Raw genomic sequence first — 25,635 nt, 5'->3', positions numbered from 1 at the left:
CATTACAGCAGTTCTTCATTGTAAAGCGGCAATAGGATTTTCCGGTTAATAACAAATACTTAGTCCGGAAAATCTCCTAATAAGAAAGCGGGGAGCAGGGAATGAAAATTATAGATGTTAAAGCATATGGTTTACATCATCCGGTAGAAAATCCTTTCAAGTGGCGAAAGGGTCTTCCTGGTTCCGGGGAAATTAGAGAACAGGGAATACTTCGAATTATCACAGATGAGGGCATTGAGGGCGTGGCGGTTACGCAGCGTGCCGGAATGACGGTTGATTACGTAACAAGGTGTTTTAAGCAACTATTAATTGGAAAAAATCCCTTGTTAAAAGAGAAAATTTGGCATGAGATATGGGAAATGGATCGTTTAGAAGAATTTCAAATTATGTTTATGGGACTTGTTGATATGGCATTGTGGGATATTACGGCGAAGAAGGCAGGGATGCCGCTCTATCATTTGCTCGGGGGGAATTCAGATCGTGTACAAGCCTATGCTTCAACGGTTACCTATGATACCACAGAACAGTTTCTAACCATTGCTGATTATTGTATCGATCGGGGGTACAAGGCTATTAAACTCCATGCCTGGGGAGATGCGCGTAAAGATGCAAAGTTATGTCAGAATTTAAGAAAACATGTAGGTAATGACATTAAGTTAATGTATGACGGCTCGGCAGGTTTTAATTTGCATGATGCTATCTATTTAGGAAAGGCACTAGAAGAAGCAGATTATTATTGGTATGAAGAGCCAATGAGAGAGTCTAGTATTTGGAATTATAAGAAGCTTTGTGATGAATTATCCATTCCAGTTTTAGCTGCTGAAACATCTGATGGATGTCACTATAATGCAGCAGATTTTATCGTTAATGGCGCATGTGACATGATCAGGACAGGAACCCTTCTTAAAGGGGGAATTACCGGGTCTATGCGTATCGCTCACTTGGCAGACAGCTTTAATATGAAAGCGGAAATACATGGAGGAGATCAAGCCAATGTTCATTTAGCTTGCGGAATTTCGAACTGTTCATTTTTTGAAGTGCTTGTTTTTGGAACTGATCCTGTCGATTTTGGTTATCCAGTTGAGCCTGACGGTTTTATTACTGCACCGCAAGAACCTGGGATTGGCTATATATTTGACTGGAACGAGATTGAGAAAAAAGCGGTTTATAAAGTTTAATGACAGGCTGGTGGACCAATATGGAATATACAGTTTTGGGAAGAACGGGATTTAAAGTTTCAAAATTAGGCTTAGGCGGAGCACCACTTGGCGGGGATTTTGGAGAAACGTCTGATGAAATTGTGTTTAATGTGATCCAGACAGCATTGGATCTTGGCATTAATTTTATTGATACTGCCCCGTTATACGGAAAGGGAGAAAGTGAACGCCGAATAGGAAAAGCTTTAAAGGGAAAACGGGATCAAGTGATTCTGGCGACCAAAGCTGTGATGAGAGGCGACCCATATACGTATGAAAACACCATAAAATCAGTCGAAGAAAGCCTAAAGCGGTTGCAAACAGATTGGATTGATCTCATTCAACTGCATGAAGCTGATATGACAACATTCGAGGAGGCAATGGATGGTACCATTAGGGCATTTTCCAAACTCAAGGAAGAAGGAAAAGTGCGAGCCATAGGTGTAAACGCCGGAAATGTTGATTTACTAATTCCTTATATTAAAACAGGGATCGTTGATACGGTTCAAACTTTTGGACGCTATATGCTGATTGATTATTCTGCAAAAGATAGCTTATTTCCCATCGCAAAAGAGTGGAACGTTGCGGTTATTAACGGAAGTGTCCTAGGAATGGGAATATTGGCAGATGCCCCGGCTCCTTTTATAAAAAAGAATCAGAAATTATTAGAGGAAGCGGAGCGCAGAAAAGAAAAACTTTCATTTTTGCGAAAATCAGGGCCAAAGGGACTGGCAGAGCCAGCTATGCGGTTTAGCTTAACTTGTCCTGATATTGCTGTGACATTAACGGGCACCACGTCCACAATGTCTCTTAAACGGAATGTTAGTTATTGTGACGGAAGAGGATTTACCGAAGATGAAAACCAAAAAATATTTCAGTTATTTGAAGGGAAAAAGCTATTTGACGCATATTAATTTTTCCCTTAAGGGTAAAAAAATAACATAACAATTTCTTAAGCGGGGAGGGCTATACCATGTTTATCGATAGTCATGTTCATTTTTGGAATTTGTCCCGTGGCGATTATGTTTGGATAAATCCTAATGACTCCGTTCTTTATAATAATTATTTACCGCCAGATCTACTGCAGCACCAAATTGGGAATTATGTTGATGGTGTTGTTGCTGTACAAGCTGCCAACACGGTTGAAGAAACTGATTTCTTATTAAGTATTGCAGAAGAATATTCCATTATTAAAGGAGTAATCGGCTGGCTTGATGTTACATCAGAGCATTTTCCCAATTTATATGAACGTTTACACAATAATAAGCTTTTTAAAGGGATTCGTTACCCATTAAATACTTATGATACAAATAAATGGAGAATTGATCCAATTGTTGTTCGTAATCTCCAATTGCTGGAAAAGGATGATTATATTGTTGATTTGTTAATTAATCCCAAAAATATCCCATATATTCTTAGATTGCTTGAATATTTGCCAGAATTAAAAGTGACCATAAATCATTTAGGCGCTCCGCCAATAAATCAAAGGATTCAGCCGTGGATGGAAATGATGACAGAGATATCGAAGCATAAACAGGCAACCTGCAAGCTTTCCGGAATGATCACTTTAGGCAAGGGATGTGATTGGTCGGTATTCAAACCTATTATTGCCCATCTTTTTGCAAACTTCGGGATAGATCGCCTTATGTTTGGCAGTGATTGGCCTGTTTGCTTATTAGGTGGCAACTATAAAGAAACGATTGATCTATTTTATCATGTCTTACCAGAAAAATTGCATAGTGATCAAATCCGCAAGCTTATCCGGGAGAATGCCATTCGACATTATCATCTAAGCATGTGATTGCCAATTTTAAGTTGTAAATAAGGAGAACAAAAACCATGCGTAAAGGGATACGGAATAACAAGGTAGAGTTTCAATATGCAAGCAGATTCCTAGAAACAGAAATTAAAGAAGCGATTTTCTCTCAAGCTGCTGATCGAATTGCAGACAGAATGAAAAAAAATCTTAATCGATTTAAAGGACACTTCCCGGGAGATGAATCCAAAAACGGAATATATGATAAGTTACCACAAGTAAAAAAAGGAACATGGGGAGCTGGTTACTGGGTTGGCATTCATTGGCTTCTTTATGCTTTAACAAATGATGATGTCTTTAAAGAAACGGCATTTGATTATACGACTATTTTTGAAAAAACACTTACAAAAGAACATTATGATTCGACACACTGTGTTGGTTGTGAAGCAGACCCAGCACTGGTATGGGGCTATCGTTTTACAGGGGAGAGCCATCTCAAAGAGCTTGCTGTAAAGGCAGGAGAAATCATGTTAGATCGCTATGTTCCAAATCCAGGATTTGTTCATATGGCTGGAAAAATGGACGATCCTTACGAAGGGCGCCGCGTTATAATTGACAGTTTTACGGTTATACCGATATTGTACTTTGCGAGTGAATTTAGTGGAAACCCTGTATTCACTGAAGCGGCTATTCGAAATGGCTATACACTGCTTCGCTATAACATACGCGACAATGGTTCTATTATTCAGTTAACAGAGTTTGATAAAAGAGACGGAAAATATATTCAACATTTGCCTCATCAAGGATTCGATTTACACTCTACTTGGAGCAGAGGCTCAGGGTGGGCATCATGGGGCTTGCCGGATTTATATCGGTACACAGGTGACGAAGAGGTTTTCTATGCTGCCGAGATGGTAAATCAATTCTTTTTAAGTAACTTGCCTTCTGATTGCCTTCCTAATTGGGATTTAAATTTTATTGCAGGAAATAATGAACCGCGAGATAGTTCAGCCGCTGCGCTTGTATCAGTAGGTTTGCAAAAATTACTAAAAGTAAAGCCTGATTGTTCAAATGCATTACTATATCAAAAAGCAAATGACATTCTGTTGGCTCAATTAATTGAAACATGCTGGGAAGAAGATAATCAAATTGAAGGGTTACTAGCCCACGTATGTGCCAATCGCCCGCGAAACCGGAACATTGATGATTATACAACGTGGGGAGATTATTATTTTGTTGAAGCATTGTATTACCGATTAGGAGGAAAGTATTTTTAAGCAAACTGCTGTTTTAAAGGTTATTAGATGATGCTTATTAGAATAGTAGAGGGAGGGAATGAAAGAAAATGAGATTGAGGGATAAAGTGGTCCTTATAACAGGTGCAGGATCTGGAATTGGAAAATGTACAGCATTGCTTTTTGCAAAAGAAGGCGCAATCGTAATTGTAAATGATGTGGATCCCGAAAACGGCAAAAAAACGGTGGCAGAAATTTACGAAGCAAATGGTGAAGCCTGCTTTATTCATGCGGATGTAACAGATGCTGAGTCTGTCAAAGCAATGGTTGAGGAAGCCATTAATAAATTTGGAAGAATAGATGTTCTATTTAATAATGCTGGTATTAGTGGTGTTGGCAAACTTCATGAAATAGATCTGGAAGCTTGGAGTAAAACACTGAATGTAAACATTAACGGCGTCATGTTGCCAAGCAAATATGTTTTGCCATATATGATGAAGGAGCGGAAAGGGTCCATTATTAATATGTCTTCATGTATTGCTGAAATGGGACTAGCTAATCGTGCTTCCTATTCTACGACAAAAGGAGCGATATTAGCACTAACAAAATCGATGCAGGTAGATTATGCTGCTTATAATATTCGTGTAAATGCTATTTTACCAGGGACCATCCTTACTCCTTTTGTAGAAAACTATTTAAAACAATCGTATGAGAACCCCGAAGCCGCAATTGAACAGATCAAAAAACGCCAATTAAGTGGGGAATTAGGAAAGCCTGAGGATGTGGCATATGCTGCACTTTTCCTAGCATCAGATGAATCGAAGTTTATGATGGGCTCTCCGCTTTATATTGATGGCGGCGTTGTTTTTGGGAAGGATGCATAAACAAAGGAGGATAAGTATTCTATGAAACTTTTAACCTTTATAAAAGACGGTAAGCAAACTTTAGGTGTAAAAATGGAGAATGGAATTGTCGATCTTAAATCGGCATTATATGAAAGACCAAATGAACATGTAAGAACAAATATCATGGAAGTAATAGCAGGCGGCAGGGAGGCTATTTCTGCAATTGCAAACTATATTAATCATCTTCCAACATCAATTGAAGCATCTTATATCAAACATGAAGAAGAAATTCAATGGGGACCTTGTGTCACACAACCAAACAAAATTATTTGTGTAGGATTAAATTATCGAAAACATGCTGATGAAACAAATGCATCCTATCCAGAAGTACCTATTTTATTTAATAAATTTAATAATACGTTAACTGGTCACAAATGTGAAATAGCTGTCCCACAAGTGACCGAAAAGCTAGATTACGAAGTTGAACTTGGAGTCGTTATTGGAAAAGAAGCAAAAAACGTAAGTAAAGAAGATGCTTTAGACCATGTTTTTGGCTATTGTACGGTAAATGATTTATCAGCACGCGATTTACAATTGAAAACACCACAATGGCTGCTCGGAAAAACATGCGATGACTTTAGTCCAATCGGTCCTTACTTAGTGACAGCTGATGAAGTTGGCGATCCAAACAAGTTACAATTAAAAACATATGTAAATGGAGAAGTACGTCAAGATTCCAATACGTCTGATATGATTTTTTATGTAGATGAAATTGTCAGCTATATTTCACAGCATATGACTCTTTCACCTGGTGATGTGATCCTGACTGGAACCCCAGAAGGAGTAGTCTTAGGGTACCCATTAGAAAAACAAGTGTACTTGAAGCCGGGTGATGAGGTAACGGTTGAAATTGAAAAATTAGGCTCGCTAACCAATACATTTATTGAAGAAAAATCATTATAGGGTTTACTATTTTGTGGAAACGATTGAATAATAAATTTATTTGAAAAGAGGAAAAAGATGGAGATGATGAATGGAAGGATTTATAAAGTAATGGAATTTATTAAGAATGCTTTCTTGCTGAATATCCTTTGGCTGGTAATGTGTCTGCCAATCCTAACTGTTTTCCCTGCGACAACAGCGATGTTCGGTGTCGTACGAGCGTGGCAAAAACAAGGCGATATTCAAATATTTTCTGACTTTTTTCGTATTTTTAGAGAAAATTTTAAACAAAGCTTACTGATAGGTTTTTTGTGGATGTTTCTTGCTGGTTTACTTTTAGGAGACTTTATTATCATTAATCACTTGAATGCCAATATGAAATACACTTTATTTCCATTCTTTCTCTTTTTGGGGATATTATACTTATTTGTATCTATCTATATCTTCCCTGTAATGGTTCATTACCAAGTATCTTGGAAAAACGCCATAAAGAATGCGCTGTTATTTTCGGTAAGTTACTTGCACTATTCAATCTTGTCTATTCTTATCATTATAGGGGCTTTTGCTTTGTGTTTCTATATTCCTGCTGCAATGATGCTGAGTTTCAGCATAGGTGCCTATCTGATCTACTCTATAGTTAGCAGAGGATTTCACATTGAAAAAAAGGTTCATATTTCATAATTGATAGATTTATATTTTATTTTTCAGTGAAGGAGGCTCCAATGAACAAGTATAATGTTTTAAGCAAAATAGTAGAGTGTGGTGTAGTCGCGGTTATTAGAGCGGATTCCAAAGAAGAAGCTATTGAAATTTCTGAATCTTGTGTAAAAGGAGGGATTAAAGGCATTGAGGTTGCCTTTACCATTCCTGAGGCAGATCTGGTACTTAAAGAATTAACCTCTCTCTTTGCTGACAACCGAGAGGTGGTACTTGGAGCGGGGACTGTTCTCGATGCTTCAACAGCGAGAATGGCCATTTTAGCTGGAGCACAATTTATTGTTAGTCCTTGCTTTGATGGAGAGACAGCAAAGCTATGCAATTTATATCAAGTTCCCTATATGCCAGGCTGCATGACGATTACGGAAATGAAACATGCTTTAGCGCATGGTGTTGATATTATCAAATTGTTTCCTAGTAATGTGTATGACCCCAAATTTATAAAAACAGTAAAAGCACCTCTTCCACAGGTAAATATTATGCCGACAGGGGGAGTAAACCTGGATAATGTGGCCCAATGGATTAAAAATGGAAGTGTTGCCGTTGGGGTAAGCGGCAATCTTGTCGCACCTGCTAAAACAGGAGATTACGAAAAAATTACTGAGTACGCAAGCAAATATATTAAAAAAGTTAAAGAAGCAAGAGAGGCATTGGGATGAAAAAAATTGTCACACTTGGAGAAATCATGCTTCGCCTCTCTACAGCTGAAGGGGTTCGGCTTAACCAATCGAATCAGTTTACAGTCCATTATGGAGGTGCAGAAGCGAATGTTGCGGTTTCTTTATCTCACTTCGGCTACCAAGCTTTTTTTGTAAGCAAGGTTCCAGCGAATCCATTAGGAAGTGCAGTAGAACGGCACTTGAAATCCCATGGAGTCCGCACAGATTACCTGTTAAAAGGCGGGGAGCGTCTAGGAGCCTACTATTTAGAAGCGGGAGTGGGCGAAAGAAGTACCCAGGTAGCCTATGATCGAAAAAACTCCAGCTTTTCAAAGCTTGAAGCGGAAGAAGTAGTTATTGAAGAAATCTTGCGAGGAGCTTCGTTATTTCATATTTCTGGCATTACTCTTGCTTTATCCACTTCATTAAGGGAACTTGTTTTCCTTTTTTTGAAGAAGGCAAAGAAGATGGGAATTAAAACAAGTTTTGATTTTAATTACCGTGCTAAGCTTTGGACCCAACAAGAGGCTTCTGAAGTGATCAAACTATTGCTGCCGTATATTGATATTTGTTCCTGCGGGGAATTAGACGCGGTTCACTTACTTGGACTTGATTTAGTTGGCGGTTCATTACCTCAAGAGGAAAGACTGAAATGTTACTATCAGAAAATCATGAAAATGTATCCGAATATTCAATATATGTGTTCTACTTTTCGGACAGTGATAAATGCTTCTAATAATAGACTGCTGGGCAACTTGTATGTAAATGGGGAGCTATACCAATCAAAAGTTCATTGTCTGGAACCGATAGTTGATCGTGTTGGAGGGGGTGATTCGTTTATAGCTGGAATTTTGTCGGGCATCTTGGATGGGCTCCCTACTGAACGGATCATTTCTTTTGCTACAGCAGCCTCAGCATTAAAACATACCGTTCATGGAGATTGTAATCCATTTTCGAAGGAAGAGGTTCTTCAATTTACAGATACTGAACCCGGTAAAATCAAACGTTAAAATATGTAATCATAAAGGAGAAATGAATAATGGAAACACGTTATGCACACCATCCTGAAGATATAAAAAAATACACAACAGATGAATTGAGAAGGGAATTTCTTGTAGAAACTCTGTTTGAAGCTGGGCATGTTCATGTAACGTATACCCATGTTGACCGTATGATCTTCGGTGGGGTAACTCCGGCTGAAAAAGAGTTAACGATCAAGCTTGATAAAGAATTAGGAGTGGAGTATTTCTTAGAACGCCGTGAGCTTGGAATCATTAACATCGGCGGCGAAGGTTCCGTTGTTTTAGACGGAATGGAGTATGACATGAAGCAGCGGGACGGTCTTTATGTTGGAAAAGGAACAAGGATTGTCTTATTTCGTTCCAAGGATGCCAGTAATCCCGCAAAATTTTATATCAATTCTACTCCTGCACACAATACTTATCCAACAGTAAAAATTAATATGAACAAAATTGAACCTCTGCAAATGGGTGCTCCTGAAACATTAAATGAGCGGAAAATCTATCAATACGTTCATCCAAATGTTTGTGAGAGTTGCCAGCTGCAAATGGGGTTGACGATGCTTGCACCAGGAAGCGTATGGAATACGATGCCTTGTCATACTCACGAGAGACGGATGGAAGTATATTTATACTTTGATATGGAACCCGATACCCGTGTTTTTCATTTTATGGGAAAACCAGATGAAACAAGACATTTAGTGATGAAAAATGAACAAGCTGCGATTTCACCTAGCTGGTCGATTCATACAGGAACAGCAACCAGTAACTATACCTTTATTTGGGGGATGTGTGGTGAAAATATTACGTATAGTGACATGGACCATGTAAAGATGGAAGAATTGCGCTAGTTTTTAAAACTGGCAGAGCGGTTATTAATTGATAATAAGCATTTTCTAAATTTATTTAATGGGAGGTTAATAGATTGACCAGTAATCTCATAGCTTTTTCACTTGACTATTTCAGTCTTGCCGGTAAGGTAGCCATTGTCACTGGGGCCAATAAAGGGTTGGGGCAGGCGTATGCTGTTGCACTTGCTAAGGCCGGTGCCGACCTTTTTGTAGTTTCAAGGGGTGAAAATTTGGATGAAACAAGAGCATTAATAGAAGAGACAGGGAAGAGGATCGAGTTTTTTCAGGCAGATTTAAGCAACAGGGAATCGGTAAAACAGGTGACAGCAGCTTGTCTGAAAGCATATGGAAAGATTGATATTTTGGTAAACAATGCCGGTACCATCCGCCGCTCTCCATTATTAGAGTACACGGAAGAAGACTGGGATGCGGTCATAGAGATTAACTTGAATTCTTTATTTTTGTTAAGCCAGGAAGCGGCCAAAGTGATGGTTGAGCAAAAGAGTGGAAAAATCATCAATATTGCCTCCATGCTTTCTTTTCAGGGCGGTAAATTTGTACCGCCATACACTGCTAGTAAACATGCAGTAGCTGGTCTTACCAAAGCATTTGCAAACGAATTAGCAGAACATAATGTTCAAATCAATGCCATTGCACCAGGATATATTGCAACGGATAATACAGCTCCTATCCGTGCAGATGAGAAGCGGAATGCTGAAATCTTGTCTCGTATTCCGGCAGGCCGCTGGGCAGACCCATCTGATTTGATGGGTGTGGTGGTATTTTTATCTAGTAGAGCTTCCGATTATATGAACGGCCATGTTTTAGCCATCGATGGAGGCTGGTTGGCGCGATAAATTTATATTAGCATTCTATAAATATCAACTACCGATGCCCAATAGAGCAAATGAAAAACGCTGTCCACCTCATTTGGGCGGACCGGGGGTAGTATGGTTCCTTAAGAAATATTTAAGGGGGTTAACTATGATTAAAAAAACCGTTAAATTGGTAAAAAAGAATATAGCCATACTCTTGGCATTGCTGATGATATTTACGTCATTCATATCAATACCGGCAGTACCAGCTATGGCAGCTACAACCAACTACTATGTTGACGAATCAAATGGAAACGATGCCAATAATGGACAAAGTCCAAGTACTGCTTTCAAGACAATTCAAAAAGCGGCGGATGTTGCAGTGTCGGGAGATACTGTAAATATCCTTGCAGGCGTGTATAGGGAAGATGTAACACCTAAGGCTGACAATGTTACATATACCAATTATCAAGGTGCCAATGTAACAATATCCGGCTGTAATCTTATTACCGGGTGGACTCCTGATACTGATACCAACTACTCTTCATTAGGTGTTTATGTTGCACCTATGAATTGGGATATGTATAACGGCGCCGGTAACATCATATTCAGCGATGGCCAATTAATGAAAGAGGCAAGCTGGCCGGACATACCGGTTTCAGGTTTACTTACTAAGACAAATTATGAAAAGTATACCACAGTGGTGCCAACTCCGGTAACTGGCCCAATGACCTCCTTTAATGATAACAACTTAAAGAACGCCGTATTTGCTGACAATGCACTGGCAGGAGCCATGCTTTGGACTGTATCAGGAAACGGTTATTCAAGCTTAACTGCAGCTATTACAGGTAATACATCTACAGTAACTACAGGTACAGTTACTATTAACTGGCCTTTTACTGCAACGGGATATAATCCTACTATTGGCAATTCCGTATATTATATAACCAGGATTAAGGCAGTATTGAATACCGCAACTGAGTGGTACAAGGATGTTACCAATCAAAAATTGTATTTCATCACACCGGATAAGAGTGACCCTAATGGTCATGTTGTTGAAGCAAAAGCAAGAGATTACGCATTTGAATTATCTGGAAGGTCAAATGTAACAATAAAAGGAATCAACTTAAGAGCTGCCGGTGTAAACTTTGCGAACTCCCACTATTGTACATTGCAGGGTGCTGATGTCCAAGCTGTTGACAACAACGAACCTGTTGGAATTAACTACAACGAAGGTTACACTAAAGGGTTAACTCTGGACGGTGACCACAATACAATCAGAGACTGCGAAGTACACAATATGTATGGTGCAGGTATAGTATTTAGTGGACATGATAATAATGCCATAAATAATTATGTGCATGATGTTGATTTTAACCACAATTATGCCGATGGCATAAGAATATTCGGCTATAATCAGCTTATCAGCAACAATACTATTTCAAATTGCGCACGTGCTGGAATAGGTGGTACTTTCACCAGCTCAGTAATACAATATAATGATATAAACAACTGTATGAAGCTATCAAGTGATGGAGGAGCAGTATACTTAGTTGATAGTGATTATGGCGGAAGTGAAATACACAACAACATAGTTCATGATATAGCTAGTCCAGGGGGCTTAGGTGGCAGCGGTATATATACTGATAACTCAACCCATAATTTAGCTATTTATAACAACATCGTTTATAATTGCGCTGGTACTTCTGCAGCGCTGGAAAACGGTCCAAATGAATATCAGCTTTGGGAAAATAATACGATTAAAGGTAATGTGACTGAGTATACTAATCCTGGCCCGTTAGATTACGTTGATTCTACTGGTACAAAGGTTATAAATGAAATTGCCGGTGGAACTGAAGCTACTAATTCAACTGAAGTAACTTCCAAAAACTTGGCAAATTTTCCAGCAACTGGTTGGAAAGCGCCAACAGCAACTCCTCCGGACTTTAGCTTGACAGCTACTTCACCGGCCCTTGGTAAAGGCAAAGTTATACCCGGTGTAACCGATGGGTATACAGGCGCAGCACCTAATATTGGGGCAGTTGGAAATGGGCCTGATTGGACAAAGTCAGTGGGTTGTAACCTTAGTAATCCATCTTCTGTAAATGCTGCATTCCAGTTAAATTCATCAATTCCTTATAAAAACCTTGTTAAAAATCCCGGTTTTGAACAAGGTAACGGACCAAAAGATTTGGGACTGACTGGAGCGGGATTTGCAGGCCCGGGTTCACTAGCTGGTTGGACAGTTGATAGTGGTTCTCCTTATATAAATACACAAAATGCATGGGATTACAAAATTACGTCCCTAAACAGATTTAACAGTAACTCAGCAGTTCTTCCTGCAGGAGCTAAAATAGAGCAGACTATAACAGGCCTTAAGCCAAATACTTCGTATACAATGACTTCCTGGGGAAGAATTAATGGCAAATTATATCAAGCAGAAAATGCTGACGCTAAATCAAATGCATCGGATTTCGATACATTGAATTATAGAGTTGAAACAGGATTAACAAATGTAAATAGTGTTTCTGCAGCTCCTTTTCCGTATCTTGAATTTGATAATATAAATTTCGGTGTTCCAGGGGACCTGGACAATTCCATATCTATCGGTACTTACGGTAAGACTACAGCAAGTACTATAGAGGTACATCTTGATAGTCCAACTGGCACATTGATGTCTAATTTTAATGGCGCAACATATCAAAGTAAAACTACTCAATGGATGTATACGGATTTTACACTAACAGGAGTGCCAACAGACGGAGCAAATCATAAATTATACTTTGTGTTTAAAGGTGCAGGAAAATCTGGATATCTTGACGGCTTCAAGCTGTATAATTCAGCTCCTCCGACCACTGAAGATATTACTTTTGGAGTAACAGGTTATGGCGGACATGACCTTACAGCAACTGTAACTGGCACTAATGGGGTTGGTTATGTTAATTCATCAGGTCAATTGCAGCAAAAGACTATTAAATTCGTAACTGGACCAAATTCTACAAGTGCAACTATATATGCAAGCAAGGCTGGCGGTAGTTTGTTAGGCTATGTTGATGCCTTTGGATTAGCTGAGGATATACTGCAAGATCCATTTGGTCCTGGATCTACATTAACCCAATATAAGGATGGTTTTGAAGATCCTACTTTCTCTTCATGGTCGTGGGGATACGGAGCACCGGCTCTAAGCAGCACTGTTTTCAATGAAGGCATTCACAGTTATCAAGTAGGAGGACAGGACCAGGGAGCTATCTACAAGGTATTTGGTTCAACATACAGTAAGGTTGCAACAATAGATTTTTACGATAACTTTTCATATAACAATAATATTAGCGCACATGTGGATCAAAGTGGAAGCACAAATTTCGGAAACCAGTCCTCTATGTACGGAATGGGCGTCATTACAGCTAATTCCATACAGAATTATTCCTATAATCTAGGAAGCACTACATGGAAGACATCATCAGTCAAACGTACCAAGGGTTGGCATACCCTGACCTTTGACTATTCGTCGGGAAAAGGACTGAACATGTATATTGACAATACATTAGTTGCATCCACTAGTAGTATTACAGGATTTAACACCATAGCAATGGGTGACTTCTTTGCTGATGGAATACAAGGCAAAGGCTATTTTGACAATGTACGTATAACCAACGGATTGCTCATTTCTCCATCAGGAGCCACATTGCCCCAAATCACCGCCCCTAGCAGCCTGACAGTCGGTACTGAAACTATCAGTGATACCACAGCGGCGGTGAACTTAAGTGTGAGTGCTGCCAGTAGTATACCTAATGCCGCAAATCCAGTGGCTCTGAGTATGACTGTGGACGGAACAACACCTTTCAGCTCGGGTAGCAAGCTCAGTACCGGTTTTCATACAATCACCGTTAAGGCTGATGATACCTCAAATGGCGGCAGCATTGCCATCAAGAACATATGGATTAACGTCGTACAGACGGCAGTTTTTGACAACTTTGAGAGTTATACAGGTTCCATTTTGTCTGGAAGCACTTGGGTGGATGGGTCTAATACAGCTGGTCACCAAACCCCATCAGTAGCTACAAGTGGCAGTTATGATGGTAATAGAGCATTCAAGTATCAAGCAAGCTCGACTGCTAATGCTACAAATGCGAATATAGATGCTATGAAGCTTGCCAGCGGTATTCCTACAGGTGGTCTGATGGGCAAAACAGTATCGGTATGGTTCTACGATCCATATAATACTAGTGCCAAGCGTGTAGATCAAGTATTGGCTATATATGGAGCAAATAATACCTTTTTCCTTGGAACCGCGTATGATGCGGCTAGTGGAACTACAAATGGATCGTCCGATTATTATTGTTTCAGATCAACAGCCCTTGGAACTACTTATGGTACAAAATTTTTACCTATAAATAACACTACAGCAGGATTACCAGTTACTGTTGGTTTAATTCCAAGGAGCACGGGATGGCATCAATTTAAGATTGACTTTTCTACTACTGCCACAGATGGTAACGTAAATCTATATGTAGACAATCAACTTTTGTATACTTCACCTAATAATCAAAACGATTCATTGTTTTTGAATGGAGGAAGCAGCGGACAAATAGCATTAGGTAGTTTTTGGACAAATGGTATGGACACAACTCCAACTTATTACTGGGATAACTTTAAAATTACAGGTTTAGCTGATACAGCAGGCCCAAGTATAACAGCATCTGGCAATACAAGCACATACCTAAATGGTTCAAATGGTGTAACCATTGACAGCGGTATCAATTTCTCTGATGTTGACACAGCGGCTATACCGGCTACTGCAGAGGTTCAAAAGGCTTTATGCCGACAGAGGATATATTGTCCTTCACTGGTTATGCAAATACCGGCGATATAGCTGGCACTTATGATAGTACTACAGGATTAATGACCCTGACATCTGCCGCCGGTGCCACAAAAGCGCAGTGGCAGGCAGCGTTGCAGTCGGTACAGTATCGGAACACAAGTGCAACACCCACAGGTTTAAGCCGCACAATCAGCGTAATAGGATTTGATGGCATCAATATGGGACAGGCTACTGCAATAGACGTACTTCTTCAAGGTTCAAATAACCCGCCGGTGTTGGCGAATACCAATGTGAAAGTAAATACTGGTGTAACAAATGCAATTAGTGATTCAAGTTTTGGTTTTACTGATCCGGACGGCAACATTATGACAGATGTTCGTATTGACAGTTTACCGACTAATGGAGTATTGAAACTTAACGGTACGGCAGTATCTGCAGGAGATGTAATACCATCCAATAAGCTGATGAATCTAACTTACACACCGAATAGCGATTATTACGGACCGGATTCTTTTACTTGGAACGGTTCCGATGGAACTGTTTATGCCGCAAATAATGCTACCATCAGCATTAAGGTAAATAACAATGATGCAACTTTAAGTGGAATTACAGTAGGAGGAACCGCAATAAATGGCTTTGCACCAACAACTACAGACTACACTGCATTATTGCCGGCAGGAACAACAACAGTTCCGGTAGTAACTGCAACAACAACTGATAATAATGCTACAGAAGTAATAACAAATGCAGCAACACTATCAGGAACAACCACCATAGTTGTAACTGCAGAAGATGGAACAACAACAAATACCTACACAATAAACTTTACAGTTGCAAAGAGTACAGATGCAACCTTAAGTTCAATTACGGTAGGCGGAACACCAATAACCGGCTTTGCAGCGGGAACAACAGAATACAATCTTACATTACCGGCAGGAACAACCATCGTTCCAACGATAGCTGCAACTACAACAGATAGTAATGCAAGTGCATTGGTAACATCTGCAATAACATTACCAGGTACTACAACTATTAAAGTAACGGCTGAGAATGGAACTTCCACAAAGACATACAATGTTAACTTTACAGTTGATAAATTGAATGCTGTAACCATAGCTGCTGATAAAACAGAGCTAGGCATGACAAACAAAGGAAAGATTAGTATATCAGGAAAGCTTGACAGTGGTATAGATGCAGATTTAACAAAAGCTGACATTCAGTATGTAAGCAGTAATCCAGAGGTAGCATCTGTAGATAACAACGGAGTAATAACACCTAATAAAGAAGGAAATGCAGTTATTACTGCAATTGTTAATCTATATGGTACAATAATACGATCAAATAACATCCCAATTGTAGTAGATTATACAGCACCGGTAACTTCCACGAAGGTAATTGGAAACGGGTCGAATGATTGGTATAATTCGACTGTTACTGTTACTTTAACTTCAAGTGATAACTTGTCCGGCGTTGACAGGACAGAATACAGAATAGGCGAGAGCGGAGATTGGATTCCTTATAATAAGCCATTTGACATAAATAAAGAGGGAGTTTATACGCTGGAATATCGCTCGATAGACAGAGCAGGTAATATTGAAGAGACAAAGCAGCAGTTTATAAAAATTGATAAAACTATGCCGTATTTTAATCTTATGGTAAATGGTAATAACCTAAATGATGGAGCGTCCTTTGATGACTATTTACCACTTTCCTTTAAAGTATCAGATGATTTATCTGGAATTGCTTCAGCAAAAATTAATATAGGCGGTGAGGTCTATACTGTTGACACTAAAACACAGCAGAGCGTAGATATTGACATGGCAGGGAAACTAGGAAGTTTTACAGCTCTAGTTACACTAGAGGATGTAGCTGGCAACAAGCTAGAAACTACGCTTAGCTTTAATGTCACAACAAGTATTGACTCAATGATGCAGTTGGTAAACGGCTATATTAATTCAGGCGACCTCTACGGTCCGATAATACCACAGCTTACAAATGATCTTAATCAGGTTCAGCATCAGCTAGATATTGGCCGACTTGATCATGCAGCTAAGCATTTACAGGATTTTGCAGACCACCTTAATAATAAAGCATTAAGTAATTGCAGCAGTGAAAAAGCTAAAACTGTTTTGAATGCAGATGCTCAAAAAATATTAAATAACTAAACGAATCCTTCCATTTCGATTGCAGCCAGATTTAGAGATTAAACTAATATAAAGATTTGGTAATAATTTGTCACCAGCTTATGCTGGTGTTTTTTTTACGGTACAAGAAATAGAGAACAAGAACAATTAAAGGAACAACACAAATTTAGAGAAAATAAAACAATCCATCAAGGAAATGAAGAAGCGATGTGCAGACGCAGGGATTTAGAAAAATCTTCGGTTATACTACTGGATACAGATAAACTTTTTAAAAGTAGGAAATTCGACTCGTTTTTCTTTTCGACAAACAAAATGTGCCAATTTGTGTGGTATTATTTATTTAGAATGTCTAATTCAATTTCAAGATGGAAGGCAAGGAAAAGGGGAAAATTATGAAAAAGAAATCACTCAAATATTCAGTGGTAGCGGTTGCTGTTTTATCTACTGTCATGCAAACAACTCCGTCTTTTGCAAGTCCAATAGATTCAAAAATTTCACAAACGCAAGGGGCTATTTCACAGACGCAAGGACAAATCAATGACTTAGAAACGAAGATTCAAAAATTGGACAACCAAATTATCATCGGAATGGATAAAGCCCAAAAATTAAACGATGAAATTAAAAAACAACAAGGGCAAATCGATAAGACAAAGGTTGAAATTGATAAAGCACAAAAAGACTTTGATATTCGCAAAGACTACTATTTTTCAAGACTAAGAAGTTTACAGTCACAGCAATCGACTCTTAGTACATACGCAGAAGTTTTACTCTCGTCTAATAATATATCCGAATTTTTCACTCGTTCTTTTGCTGTTACACAAATTCTTCAAAGCGATTCCGACTTAATGTCGGAACTCAATAAAAAAGAACAAGCATTAAAAGATGCCAAGGAACAATTAAATACTGAATTAGACAATTTAAAAAAGACTCAGAATGAATTAGCGTCCGAGCAAAAGAATATTGAAGCGAATAAACAAGAAATAGAACAGGCATTGGCTCAATCGAAAAATACCTTACAACAGCAACAAGGTCAATTGGCACAACAGCAGGATCAGCAAAAAGCAGAACAATTAGCAATCGAAAAAGCCCAAGAACAAGCACGACAGTTGGCTCAACAACAAGCTGAAGAATTGGCTAGACAAAAAGCACAACAACAGCAACAGGCTCAACAACCAACTTCGGGAAACAGCACATCCAAGCCACCAACGGGCGGAAACAATAATAACAATAATAATAATAATACGTCCTCTGCAACGGCAAGTCAGGTAATTGCGATTGCCAAACAATATTTAGGTGTTCCTTATGTTTGGGGCGGGACATCACCGAGCGGATTTGATTGTTCAGGTTTAATGGGATACGTGTATCGTCAGGTTGGTATTAATCTTCCTAGGGTAGCACAAGACCAACAAAACGTTGGTAAAAGAATTTCTCCTTATGACGTACAGCCTGGTGATTTAGTATTCAATGGTGAACCTGCATACCATGTCGTCATGTATATTGGAAACGGGCAGATTATCCAAGCTCCTCAAACGGGGGATGTGGTGAAAATTTCTCCTTACAATCCTGCTAATTTCACTAGTGCTTCTAGGGTGCTGAAATAGTAATAAACTGTAAAAATATTAAAACGTAATCTGATAATCTAACTAAGAAACGGAAAACACTTCCGTTTCTTTTCTTTTTTCTTTCCTTTCCTTTTCTCCATAAGTGATATAGTACTGCCTGTAGTTTTAATTTAAATGAATATTTGACTATAGAAAAATTGCACCTCCAATTGTTAGGTGTGTCCAACAATTGGGGTGCAGTTCAAAATACTAACGGACGCTAGTGCGCCTTCAATAAAATTGAATGAATAAACATAGTGGCGATCATATAGCAACCCATTCTAATATGAGTTAGCAATAAACCTACATTGAAATGTCATTGCGCTCGTTTTGTACATTTTTCGGTATTGCATCATTATACGGCATATTGCTATGTCCATAGCTACGATGAATCATCATATACAGTATACCAACAACAATAACTACAACTCCTGAAACGAGGACGATATAGTTATCAAACCAAGGTGCATCTGGCGTTCTTGGCCAACACATGTTGATTATTGCGATGATGCCGTAGACAAGTGCACCGATATTGACAGGCAGGCCCCACTTGCCCAATTGGTACTTGCCACTTGGCTTCCATCCTTTTAGTCTAGCTCGAAGTGCAGCAAGGACAACCATTTGGAATCCAATATAAATGCCAAGCGACGCAAAACTGATTATTTTTGTAAGCGCATCTGTAGACACTTTTGAGCCAAGCACAATGATTGCTGGAACAATAGCTGCAAGAAGCAGCGAATAAGGTGGAATGTGACGAGCAGATGAAAACTTTTTTAAGAATCGGCTTCCTATAATCATGTCATCACGCCCATAAGAATAGGCAAGTCTGCTGGCTGCCGCCTGTAAACTTATTGCACATGAAATGAAAGAAATCAACACAATACCCAGTACAATCTTCGCGCCAACAACACCAAAAGCATCTTTTAATAATGTATCAACAGGTGATGCGTCCTTACCAGCGATCACTGCTGGAATATCGGCAACTGATAGTACTAAAGCAAGACAAACAAAAGTGGCTGCAGCACCGCCAATGTAAATCGTTCGGCGCATTGCCTTTGGGATCAGAACGCCTGGATTCGGTACTTCTTCCGCAACATCACCACAAGCTTCGAACCCAAAATATAGAAAAGTACCAATTAATCCAGCTGCAGCAAACGCATAAAAGTAATTATGGCTGCCTTGAGCACCAAAAGAATCAAAGAGCACACTAAGACCATGATGCCTTTGTGTAATAAGCAGCCAACCACCAACTGCAAGTGCACCAATAATCTCAGCTGTAAAACCAATTAAAGCTGCAGCTGAGAGAGCCTTTGTGCCAAGAAAATTGATGATCGTCGATAGTGCAATAATGATAATTGCACAAATAATGGTAGAGTCCACTGATTCTTTAAAACCTAAAATCTGTGCCAAAAAAGGTCCAGCTCCATATACAACACTGGCAATCGTTACAAACAAAGCTATTAAATAAACCCAGCCAGTCATCCACGCATACTTCCGCCCCCATAATCTTCGGGCCCAAGGGTAAACGCCTCCTGCGACTGGGAATTGTGCAACTATCTCACTAAAGACAAGTGCGACAAGTAATTGTCCAAGGCCACAGATGATAAGGCTCCAAATCATTGGTGGGCCGCCTTGCGCAAGTGCGTAGGCAAATACTGTGTAAACACCTACAACAGGAGAAAGATAGGTGAATCCAAGGGAAAAGTTTGCCCACGGACTCATGTCGCGTTTAAATTCTGATTCGTATCCTAGCGACGCCAGATGTGCAGCATCACTATCATGATGTTCTGACGCAGGTCTGTTGAGATTTTCTTGCATGTATATTATCCTCCTTAAAATAGTAGTTATATTCTTGCGTTAACACAGAATTACGGTAATATTCAGTGAAATTTACATAGATAGATATATATTTCAATTATGATATTTATTTATTGTTTGGAAAACCAGCCTGTTGGTCCTACAGCAAGATTGATGTTAATTTGTTTAACTTCTTGGAATTCGTCTAATCCAAATGTTCCAAGGCTTGAACCAATACCACTTTGTTTATGCCCGTGCCATGGAGCTTCATTATAAGTTGGTCCATAAGTGTTAATCCAAGTAATACCAGCACGTACTTGTTTAATCACTCGCATTGCTTTTGCACCATCTGAAGTGAATACGCCGCCGGCAAGACCATATATAGTGTCATTTGCGAGATTAATCGCTTCCTCTTCATCTTTGAACTTTTGAATAACGGCAACAGGGCCGAAGATTTCTTCTTTTACGATACGCATCTCTGGAGTTACATCAATGAATACTGTTGGTTCAACAAAGAATCCTTTATCTAAACCATTTTCAGTAATACGATTTCCACCGCAAGCCAATGTTGCGCCTTCTGTTTTACCGATTTGAATATAATCTAGAATTGTATTAAGTTGTGCTTGACTTACAATTGCACCCATTTCGGATCCTTCTTCTAATCCTGGTCCTACTTTAATATTTTTGGCTCGTCTTACGAACTCTTCAATGAATTGATCATAAATGCTTTCTTCCACAATAATTCGGCTTCCAGCAGAACATACTTGACCAGAGCCATAGAAAATACCTACTAAACTATTATCAACAGCAGCTTCAAAATCAGCATCAGCAAATATAATATTTGGGGACTTTCCACCTAGTTCAAGGGAGATTTTTTTCATATTGCCTGCAGCGTTACGCATAATGCTTCTTCCCACCTCAGTGCTCCCTGTAAAAGAAACCATATCTACCTCATGGCTGCTTGCAATTACATCACCAATTACTGAACCTTTTCCTAATACCAAATTCACTACGCCTTTTGGGACACCAACTTCATCAATAATTTCAACTAATTTCGTCGCTGTTATTGGAGTTACTTCAGCTGGTTTATACACAATCGTATTTCCGGCCGCTAATGCAGGAGCAAATTTCCAAACACTCATTAGGAATGGGAAATTCCAAGGAACAATTAACCCTGTAACGCCAATTGGTTCACGTACGACCATTGCTTGCATTGGATCCGCAACATGATATGTTTCTCCATCTGGAGTTCTAATTAGACCTGCATAATAGCGGAAACAAGATGCAGCATCGTGTATATCAATATCAGCCTCGGCTTTGATTTTTCCATTATCTTTTACTTCAAGTTCTACTAGTTCATCGTGTTTTTCATCAATTTTATCAGCAATTTTCAAAAGGTAATTCGCACGTTCTTGTGCACTTAACTTTGACCAAACACCACTTTCAAAGGTTTCTTTAGCCGCTTTAATTGCTTCTTCTGTTTCTTCAATTGTTGCTCTAGGAGCTATGGCAATTAATTCACCATTTGCCGGATTAATAACCTTATTGGTTTCTGGATTAGTAGAAAGTCTCCATTCACCATTAATAAACATCTTTAATTCTAATACTTGAGTGGTTGTTGTCATAAGAATAGCCTCCTATTATTTTATATTTGAGTATATTATATTGGGCCGCAATGCATTAATTAGCAGACCATAGAATCTATGAACTTTAAAATAATTTTTCGAATGAATAATTGAAAAATAATATTATTTCACTAAATATTAATGCAATTCTTGTGCCAAATTTAATGTCGTTTGTTCTCTATATATTCTCAATTTATATTATATTGCGAATATTTCATTTAAAAAATAACCATCCAATATTGAAAACATAATATGTTCACTTATTTTTGTTAAATTATAATTTCAAAATTGAAATTTCTATTCAAATATGAAATAATTTTTCTAACTAGTCTGATTGTTTTAGCTACGAATAAGGGAGTGTAATATGGGTGGGGTCCAACAATTTATCTAATGAACAACTACTTCAAGCTTATCAATCGAGTATTCTATCTATTTACGACGAAATTATTGTAACAAATTCACAGGGAACTGTTTTACATCGAAGTGGAGAACTGAAAAACTTTTGGTCAACAAACTCTACCTCTTTTAAAGGAAGGTTTACTGAACTAGAGGAAATTGCATTCTTTGGTGATCCCATTTTACTATTATTAAATAGAGAGGTACATTCTCTTCAATTAAAGGCTTGGAATGGCAGTAGTATTCTAATAACCGTGTTTCCATTAAATAGTGAGGAATTAATGATATGGGGATTAAAAAGTATTTCCAATCATTTAATAGAGTCAACAGAAATACCCGATGAAACGGAAACAAAACACACTCCTTCACTGGTGGTACATAGTCAAAAAATGAAAGATGTATTTAACATAATAGATATGGTTTCAAAAGTTTCAACAACAGTTCTTTTATTAGGGGAATCTGGTGTAGGAAAAGAAATGGTTGCTAAAACGATTCATCAATTAGGAAAAAGAAGGACTAAATCTTTTATTGCAGTTAACTGTGGTGCAATTCCGGAAAATTTATTAGAAAGTGAATTATTTGGTTATGTCGGTGGAGCATTTAGTGGTGCAAACAAAAATGGTGCTCCCGGAAAATTTGAACAAGCAAATAAAGGGATTATTTTCCTCGATGAAATTGCTGAATTGCCACTGAACTTGCAGGTAAAGTTACTTCGGATTTTACAGGAAAAAGAAGTCACCCCTTTAGGTAGTTCAAAACGGATTCATATTGACGTCCAAATCATAGCTGCAACGAATCAATCATTAGAAAAAATGGTCAGAGATGGACGATTCAGAGAAGACTTATATTATCGTTTAAATGTAGTACCAATTGAAATCCCTTCGTTACGGGAAAGAGTAGAAGAGATTCCGTACCTAACCTATCACTTCATAGCAAAGTATAATACGTTGTATAATAGAAACATCAATATTTTACCAGATGCTATTGATTTATTTTGTATTTACGATTGGCCGGGAAATGTTCGGCAATTAGAGAATACGATTGAAAGAATAGTTGTGACTAGTAGAGAATTGAACGTAGACTCAAGCTTAGTTTACAATTACATTCCATGGAAAAAGGATGTTGTTAAGGAACCTCCTATTATTGATCACATTATTCCGCTGCAAGAAGCAGTTGATATGATTGAAGAACAGTTAATTAAAATGGCTATGGAAAAATATAAATCGGTTAAACTTGCATCAAAAGCACTGGATCTAAGTCAACCTACAATGAGTAGAAAATATAAAAAAATTCGTGAAAAAATTCAACAAGAAACTCTCTCTCCTTCATATAAAAGATACATTTTGGAGCAACATCTAAATAAACAATTACGATCAATGGCTATTGTTACAGCTGCTGTCATTCATCCAGAAGAAATCTCTGAATTAGTGAATCATCCTGTTTCACCATCCAACCCAACTTTTAAGAAGCTTCAGAAAAAATTAACGAAAATAAGAGAACAAGAAGGAATCATTGAGTGGGTCTACATTTTTAAAGCTTTAGATAATAACAAAATGCTTACTATTGTAGCAAGTGATGATTTCGTGATTCCAACTGGGAATATATATGAAGGTCCGCCTGAAAATATGGAAGTAGCATTTGAGGCAATGAATGGAGAAGCAGGAGTCACCCCTTTATATAAAGATATTTACGGAGAATGGAAAACCAGTTTTGCTCCCTTAATGGATCATAACGGAAAAGTTTTGGCCATTATTGGATTTGACCATACTAGATCTTATATCGAAACAGAGTTAAAGAAAATAGAGAATATGTTAAAAACGAATTAAGAGATGATTCGGAATTATATGCAATCTATATTTTAAAAGATTATTAACGTATGGGTATAGGGAAGCGACTTGTTAAGTCAGTTGTTAATCATTTATCTCTACAATACTGTTCAATGCTTGTTTAGGTTTTAGCTGATAATGTATCCTGTTATTAATATTACAGGTTGGCTGTTTGGGTATTGTTTAACATACAATTCATATTTAAGGGGGGAATATGTCGATGTCGTTGATATTATTAATTGGTCTGCTTGGAATATTCCTTGTACTATTATTTAAAAACCCAATCATAGGTTTGATCGGGGAAAATAATAACCTTATTATTAAACTAAGAAATGCCAAATGGTTTCAAAATCCTTGGTTTTCTGGAGCATTCCTATTCGTTATAAATGCTGTTTTATTTTTTTTAACAGTTCTTGTCCTCTATGTATTGATGTATTTCTTTATTCCATTCGTTCATTTAATTGTGATGTTTATTGCAGTAATTGGCAGTATTTTTACCTGGATAATCATCAATAGGGCTTGGCAAGGTACGAAAAGAAATCGTTTGAAAATGGGGGCTATTGGAAGCGGCTTTTATCTATTCTTAACACTAATTTTTGTCTATAGGTTAGTGACACTGAAACCATCTTATCCAGGTGACGATACTTTTATGGGAGCAATTGGATTATTTTTCTCAATAATAGTAACGGTTGTGGCATTTGTGACCTGTTTGTTTATTACTGGATTTACCAGAAAGAACCTTTTATGAAAAGCTGTGTTAAAGGTCATTGTTGATTTTTGAAACAATGTTGATTGGAGCGGAAGGCGCGAGACTCCTGCGGGAGTACGGGGCAGGGGAGACCCCACAGGCGCATAAGCGACGAGGAGGCTCCCCGGAACGCCCGCGGAAAGCGAAGCGCCTGGAGCGCAAATCAACAGACAAGTTTAACACAGCCTTATGAAATAAAACTGGGGACCTTTCCGGTTTCTTTTAAAAAGAAAAAAAGTTTGAGTGGGTCTACATTTTTAAAGCTTTAGATAATAACAAAATGCTGACAATTGTAGCAAGTGATGAATTCGTGATTCCAACTGGAAATTTATATGAAGGACCGCTTGAAATGGTGGAAGTAGCATTTGAGGCTATGAATGGAGAAGCAGGAGTAACCCCTTTATATAAAGATATTTACGGAGAATGGAAAACGAGTTTTGCTCCCTTAATGGATCATAACGGAAAAGTTTTGGCCATTATTGGGTTTGACCATACTAGATCTTATATCGAAACAGAGTTAAAGAAAATAGAGAATATGTTAAAAAAAACGAATTAGGAGATTTTATTAACATTTTAGTTAACAAAAATGTTTTCTATTTCATTATTTTGAACGTGTTAATGTATTTTTTTACAAAAACCCT

The 25,635-nt window shown here is 38.2% G+C and carries 19 protein-coding genes; 17 read left to right on the top strand and 2 right to left on the bottom strand.

Features of this window, described 5'->3' with window-relative positions:
* The first annotated feature begins 101 nt into the window (after positions 1-101).
* The 14 genes from BN1082_RS00750 (at position 102) to BN1082_RS00685 (ending at position 18,602) form a co-directional block, all read left to right on the top strand.
* Positions 102-1,178 (top strand): enolase C-terminal domain-like protein, encoded by a 1,077-nt coding sequence (locus BN1082_RS00750; RefSeq protein ID WP_090629543.1) that lies wholly within the window; start codon positions 102-104, stop codon positions 1,176-1,178.
* The gene (locus BN1082_RS00745; RefSeq protein ID WP_245640261.1) at positions 1,178-2,110 is read left to right on the top strand and encodes an aldo/keto reductase; all 933 of its coding nucleotides are present in this window, start codon (positions 1,178-1,180) and stop codon (positions 2,108-2,110) included. The genes BN1082_RS00750 and BN1082_RS00745 overlap by 1 nt, the downstream gene beginning before the upstream one ends.
* A 59-nt stretch (positions 2,111-2,169) precedes the next feature.
* Positions 2,170-2,997: an amidohydrolase family protein gene (locus BN1082_RS00740; RefSeq protein WP_090629538.1), complete on the top strand. Its 828-nt coding sequence runs from the start codon at positions 2,170-2,172 to the stop codon at positions 2,995-2,997.
* Positions 2,998-3,035: 38 nt separating this feature from the next.
* Positions 3,036-4,229 carry a glycoside hydrolase family 88 protein gene (locus BN1082_RS00735; protein WP_090629536.1) on the top strand — a complete coding sequence of 398 codons (1,194 nt, stop codon included), beginning with the start codon at positions 3,036-3,038 and terminating at the stop codon, positions 4,227-4,229.
* Between the two features lie 68 nt (positions 4,230-4,297).
* Positions 4,298-5,071 (top strand): SDR family NAD(P)-dependent oxidoreductase, encoded by a 774-nt coding sequence (locus tag BN1082_RS00730; protein ID WP_090629535.1) that lies wholly within the window; start codon positions 4,298-4,300, stop codon positions 5,069-5,071.
* A 21-nt stretch (positions 5,072-5,092) separates the two neighbouring features.
* Complete coding sequence (locus BN1082_RS00725) at positions 5,093-5,995, top strand: fumarylacetoacetate hydrolase family protein (protein ID WP_090629532.1); 903 nt, start codon at positions 5,093-5,095, stop codon at positions 5,993-5,995.
* Between the two features lie 90 nt (positions 5,996-6,085).
* On the top strand, positions 6,086-6,655 hold the full coding sequence (locus BN1082_RS00720; protein ID WP_176699606.1) for a YesL family protein: 570 nt from the start codon (positions 6,086-6,088) through the stop codon (positions 6,653-6,655).
* 41 nt (positions 6,656-6,696) lie between these two features.
* Entirely contained in the window at positions 6,697-7,350 is a 654-nt protein-coding gene (locus tag BN1082_RS00715; RefSeq protein ID WP_090629527.1) for a bifunctional 4-hydroxy-2-oxoglutarate aldolase/2-dehydro-3-deoxy-phosphogluconate aldolase, read from the top strand.
* Positions 7,347-8,360, top strand: coding sequence for a sugar kinase (locus tag BN1082_RS00710; RefSeq protein ID WP_090629525.1), 1,014 nt, complete (start codon positions 7,347-7,349; stop codon positions 8,358-8,360). Before BN1082_RS00715 ends, BN1082_RS00710 begins: the two co-directional genes overlap by 4 nt.
* 29 nt (positions 8,361-8,389) lie before the next feature.
* Positions 8,390-9,220, top strand: coding sequence for a 5-dehydro-4-deoxy-D-glucuronate isomerase (gene kduI / locus BN1082_RS00705; RefSeq protein WP_090629522.1), 831 nt, complete (start codon positions 8,390-8,392; stop codon positions 9,218-9,220).
* A 74-nt stretch (positions 9,221-9,294) separates the two neighbouring features.
* The gene (kduD, locus tag BN1082_RS00700) at positions 9,295-10,077 is read left to right on the top strand and encodes a 2-dehydro-3-deoxy-D-gluconate 5-dehydrogenase KduD (protein WP_090629519.1); all 783 of its coding nucleotides are present in this window, start codon (positions 9,295-9,297) and stop codon (positions 10,075-10,077) included.
* A 127-nt stretch (positions 10,078-10,204) separates the two neighbouring features.
* Positions 10,205-14,908, top strand: a complete 4,704-nt coding sequence (locus tag BN1082_RS00695) for a right-handed parallel beta-helix repeat-containing protein (protein WP_176699605.1) — start codon at positions 10,205-10,207, stop codon at positions 14,906-14,908.
* An 80-nt stretch (positions 14,909-14,988) separates the two neighbouring features.
* The gene (locus tag BN1082_RS00690) at positions 14,989-17,022 is read left to right on the top strand and encodes an OmpL47-type beta-barrel domain-containing protein (protein ID WP_176699604.1); all 2,034 of its coding nucleotides are present in this window, start codon (positions 14,989-14,991) and stop codon (positions 17,020-17,022) included.
* Between the two features lie 371 nt (positions 17,023-17,393).
* Positions 17,394-18,602 (top strand): C40 family peptidase, encoded by a 1,209-nt coding sequence (locus tag BN1082_RS00685; RefSeq protein WP_218055133.1) that lies wholly within the window; start codon positions 17,394-17,396, stop codon positions 18,600-18,602.
* Between the two features lie 303 nt (positions 18,603-18,905).
* On the opposite strand, the gene BN1082_RS00680 is transcribed toward BN1082_RS00685, so the two are convergent.
* Entirely contained in the window at positions 18,906-20,420 is a 1,515-nt protein-coding gene (locus BN1082_RS00680; RefSeq protein ID WP_090629511.1) for an APC family permease, read from the bottom strand.
* Between the two features lie 110 nt (positions 20,421-20,530).
* Positions 20,531-22,024: an aldehyde dehydrogenase family protein gene (locus tag BN1082_RS00675; protein ID WP_245640260.1), complete on the bottom strand. Its 1,494-nt coding sequence runs from the start codon at positions 22,022-22,024 to the stop codon at positions 20,531-20,533.
* A gap of 368 nt (positions 22,025-22,392) precedes the next feature.
* On the opposite strand from BN1082_RS00675, the gene BN1082_RS00670 reads away from it, so the two are divergent.
* The 3 genes from BN1082_RS00670 (at position 22,393) to BN1082_RS00660 (ending at position 25,550) form a co-directional block, all read left to right on the top strand.
* Entirely contained in the window at positions 22,393-24,246 is a 1,854-nt protein-coding gene (locus BN1082_RS00670; protein WP_245640259.1) for a sigma-54 interaction domain-containing protein, read from the top strand.
* A 220-nt stretch (positions 24,247-24,466) separates the two neighbouring features.
* The gene (locus BN1082_RS00665; protein ID WP_342666623.1) at positions 24,467-24,994 is read left to right on the top strand and encodes a hypothetical protein; all 528 of its coding nucleotides are present in this window, start codon (positions 24,467-24,469) and stop codon (positions 24,992-24,994) included.
* Between the two features lie 280 nt (positions 24,995-25,274).
* Positions 25,275-25,550 (top strand): hypothetical protein, encoded by a 276-nt coding sequence (locus tag BN1082_RS00660; RefSeq protein ID WP_090629503.1) that lies wholly within the window; start codon positions 25,275-25,277, stop codon positions 25,548-25,550.
* Positions 25,551-25,635 lie beyond the last annotated feature (85 nt).

It is taken from the genome of Neobacillus massiliamazoniensis (assembly GCF_001048695.1).
Taxonomy (GTDB): domain Bacteria; phylum Bacillota; class Bacilli; order Bacillales; family Cytobacillaceae; genus Neobacillus; species Neobacillus massiliamazoniensis.
Note: the sequence above shows the minus strand (reverse complement) of the source record. Positions and strands in the feature narration are given on the sequence as shown.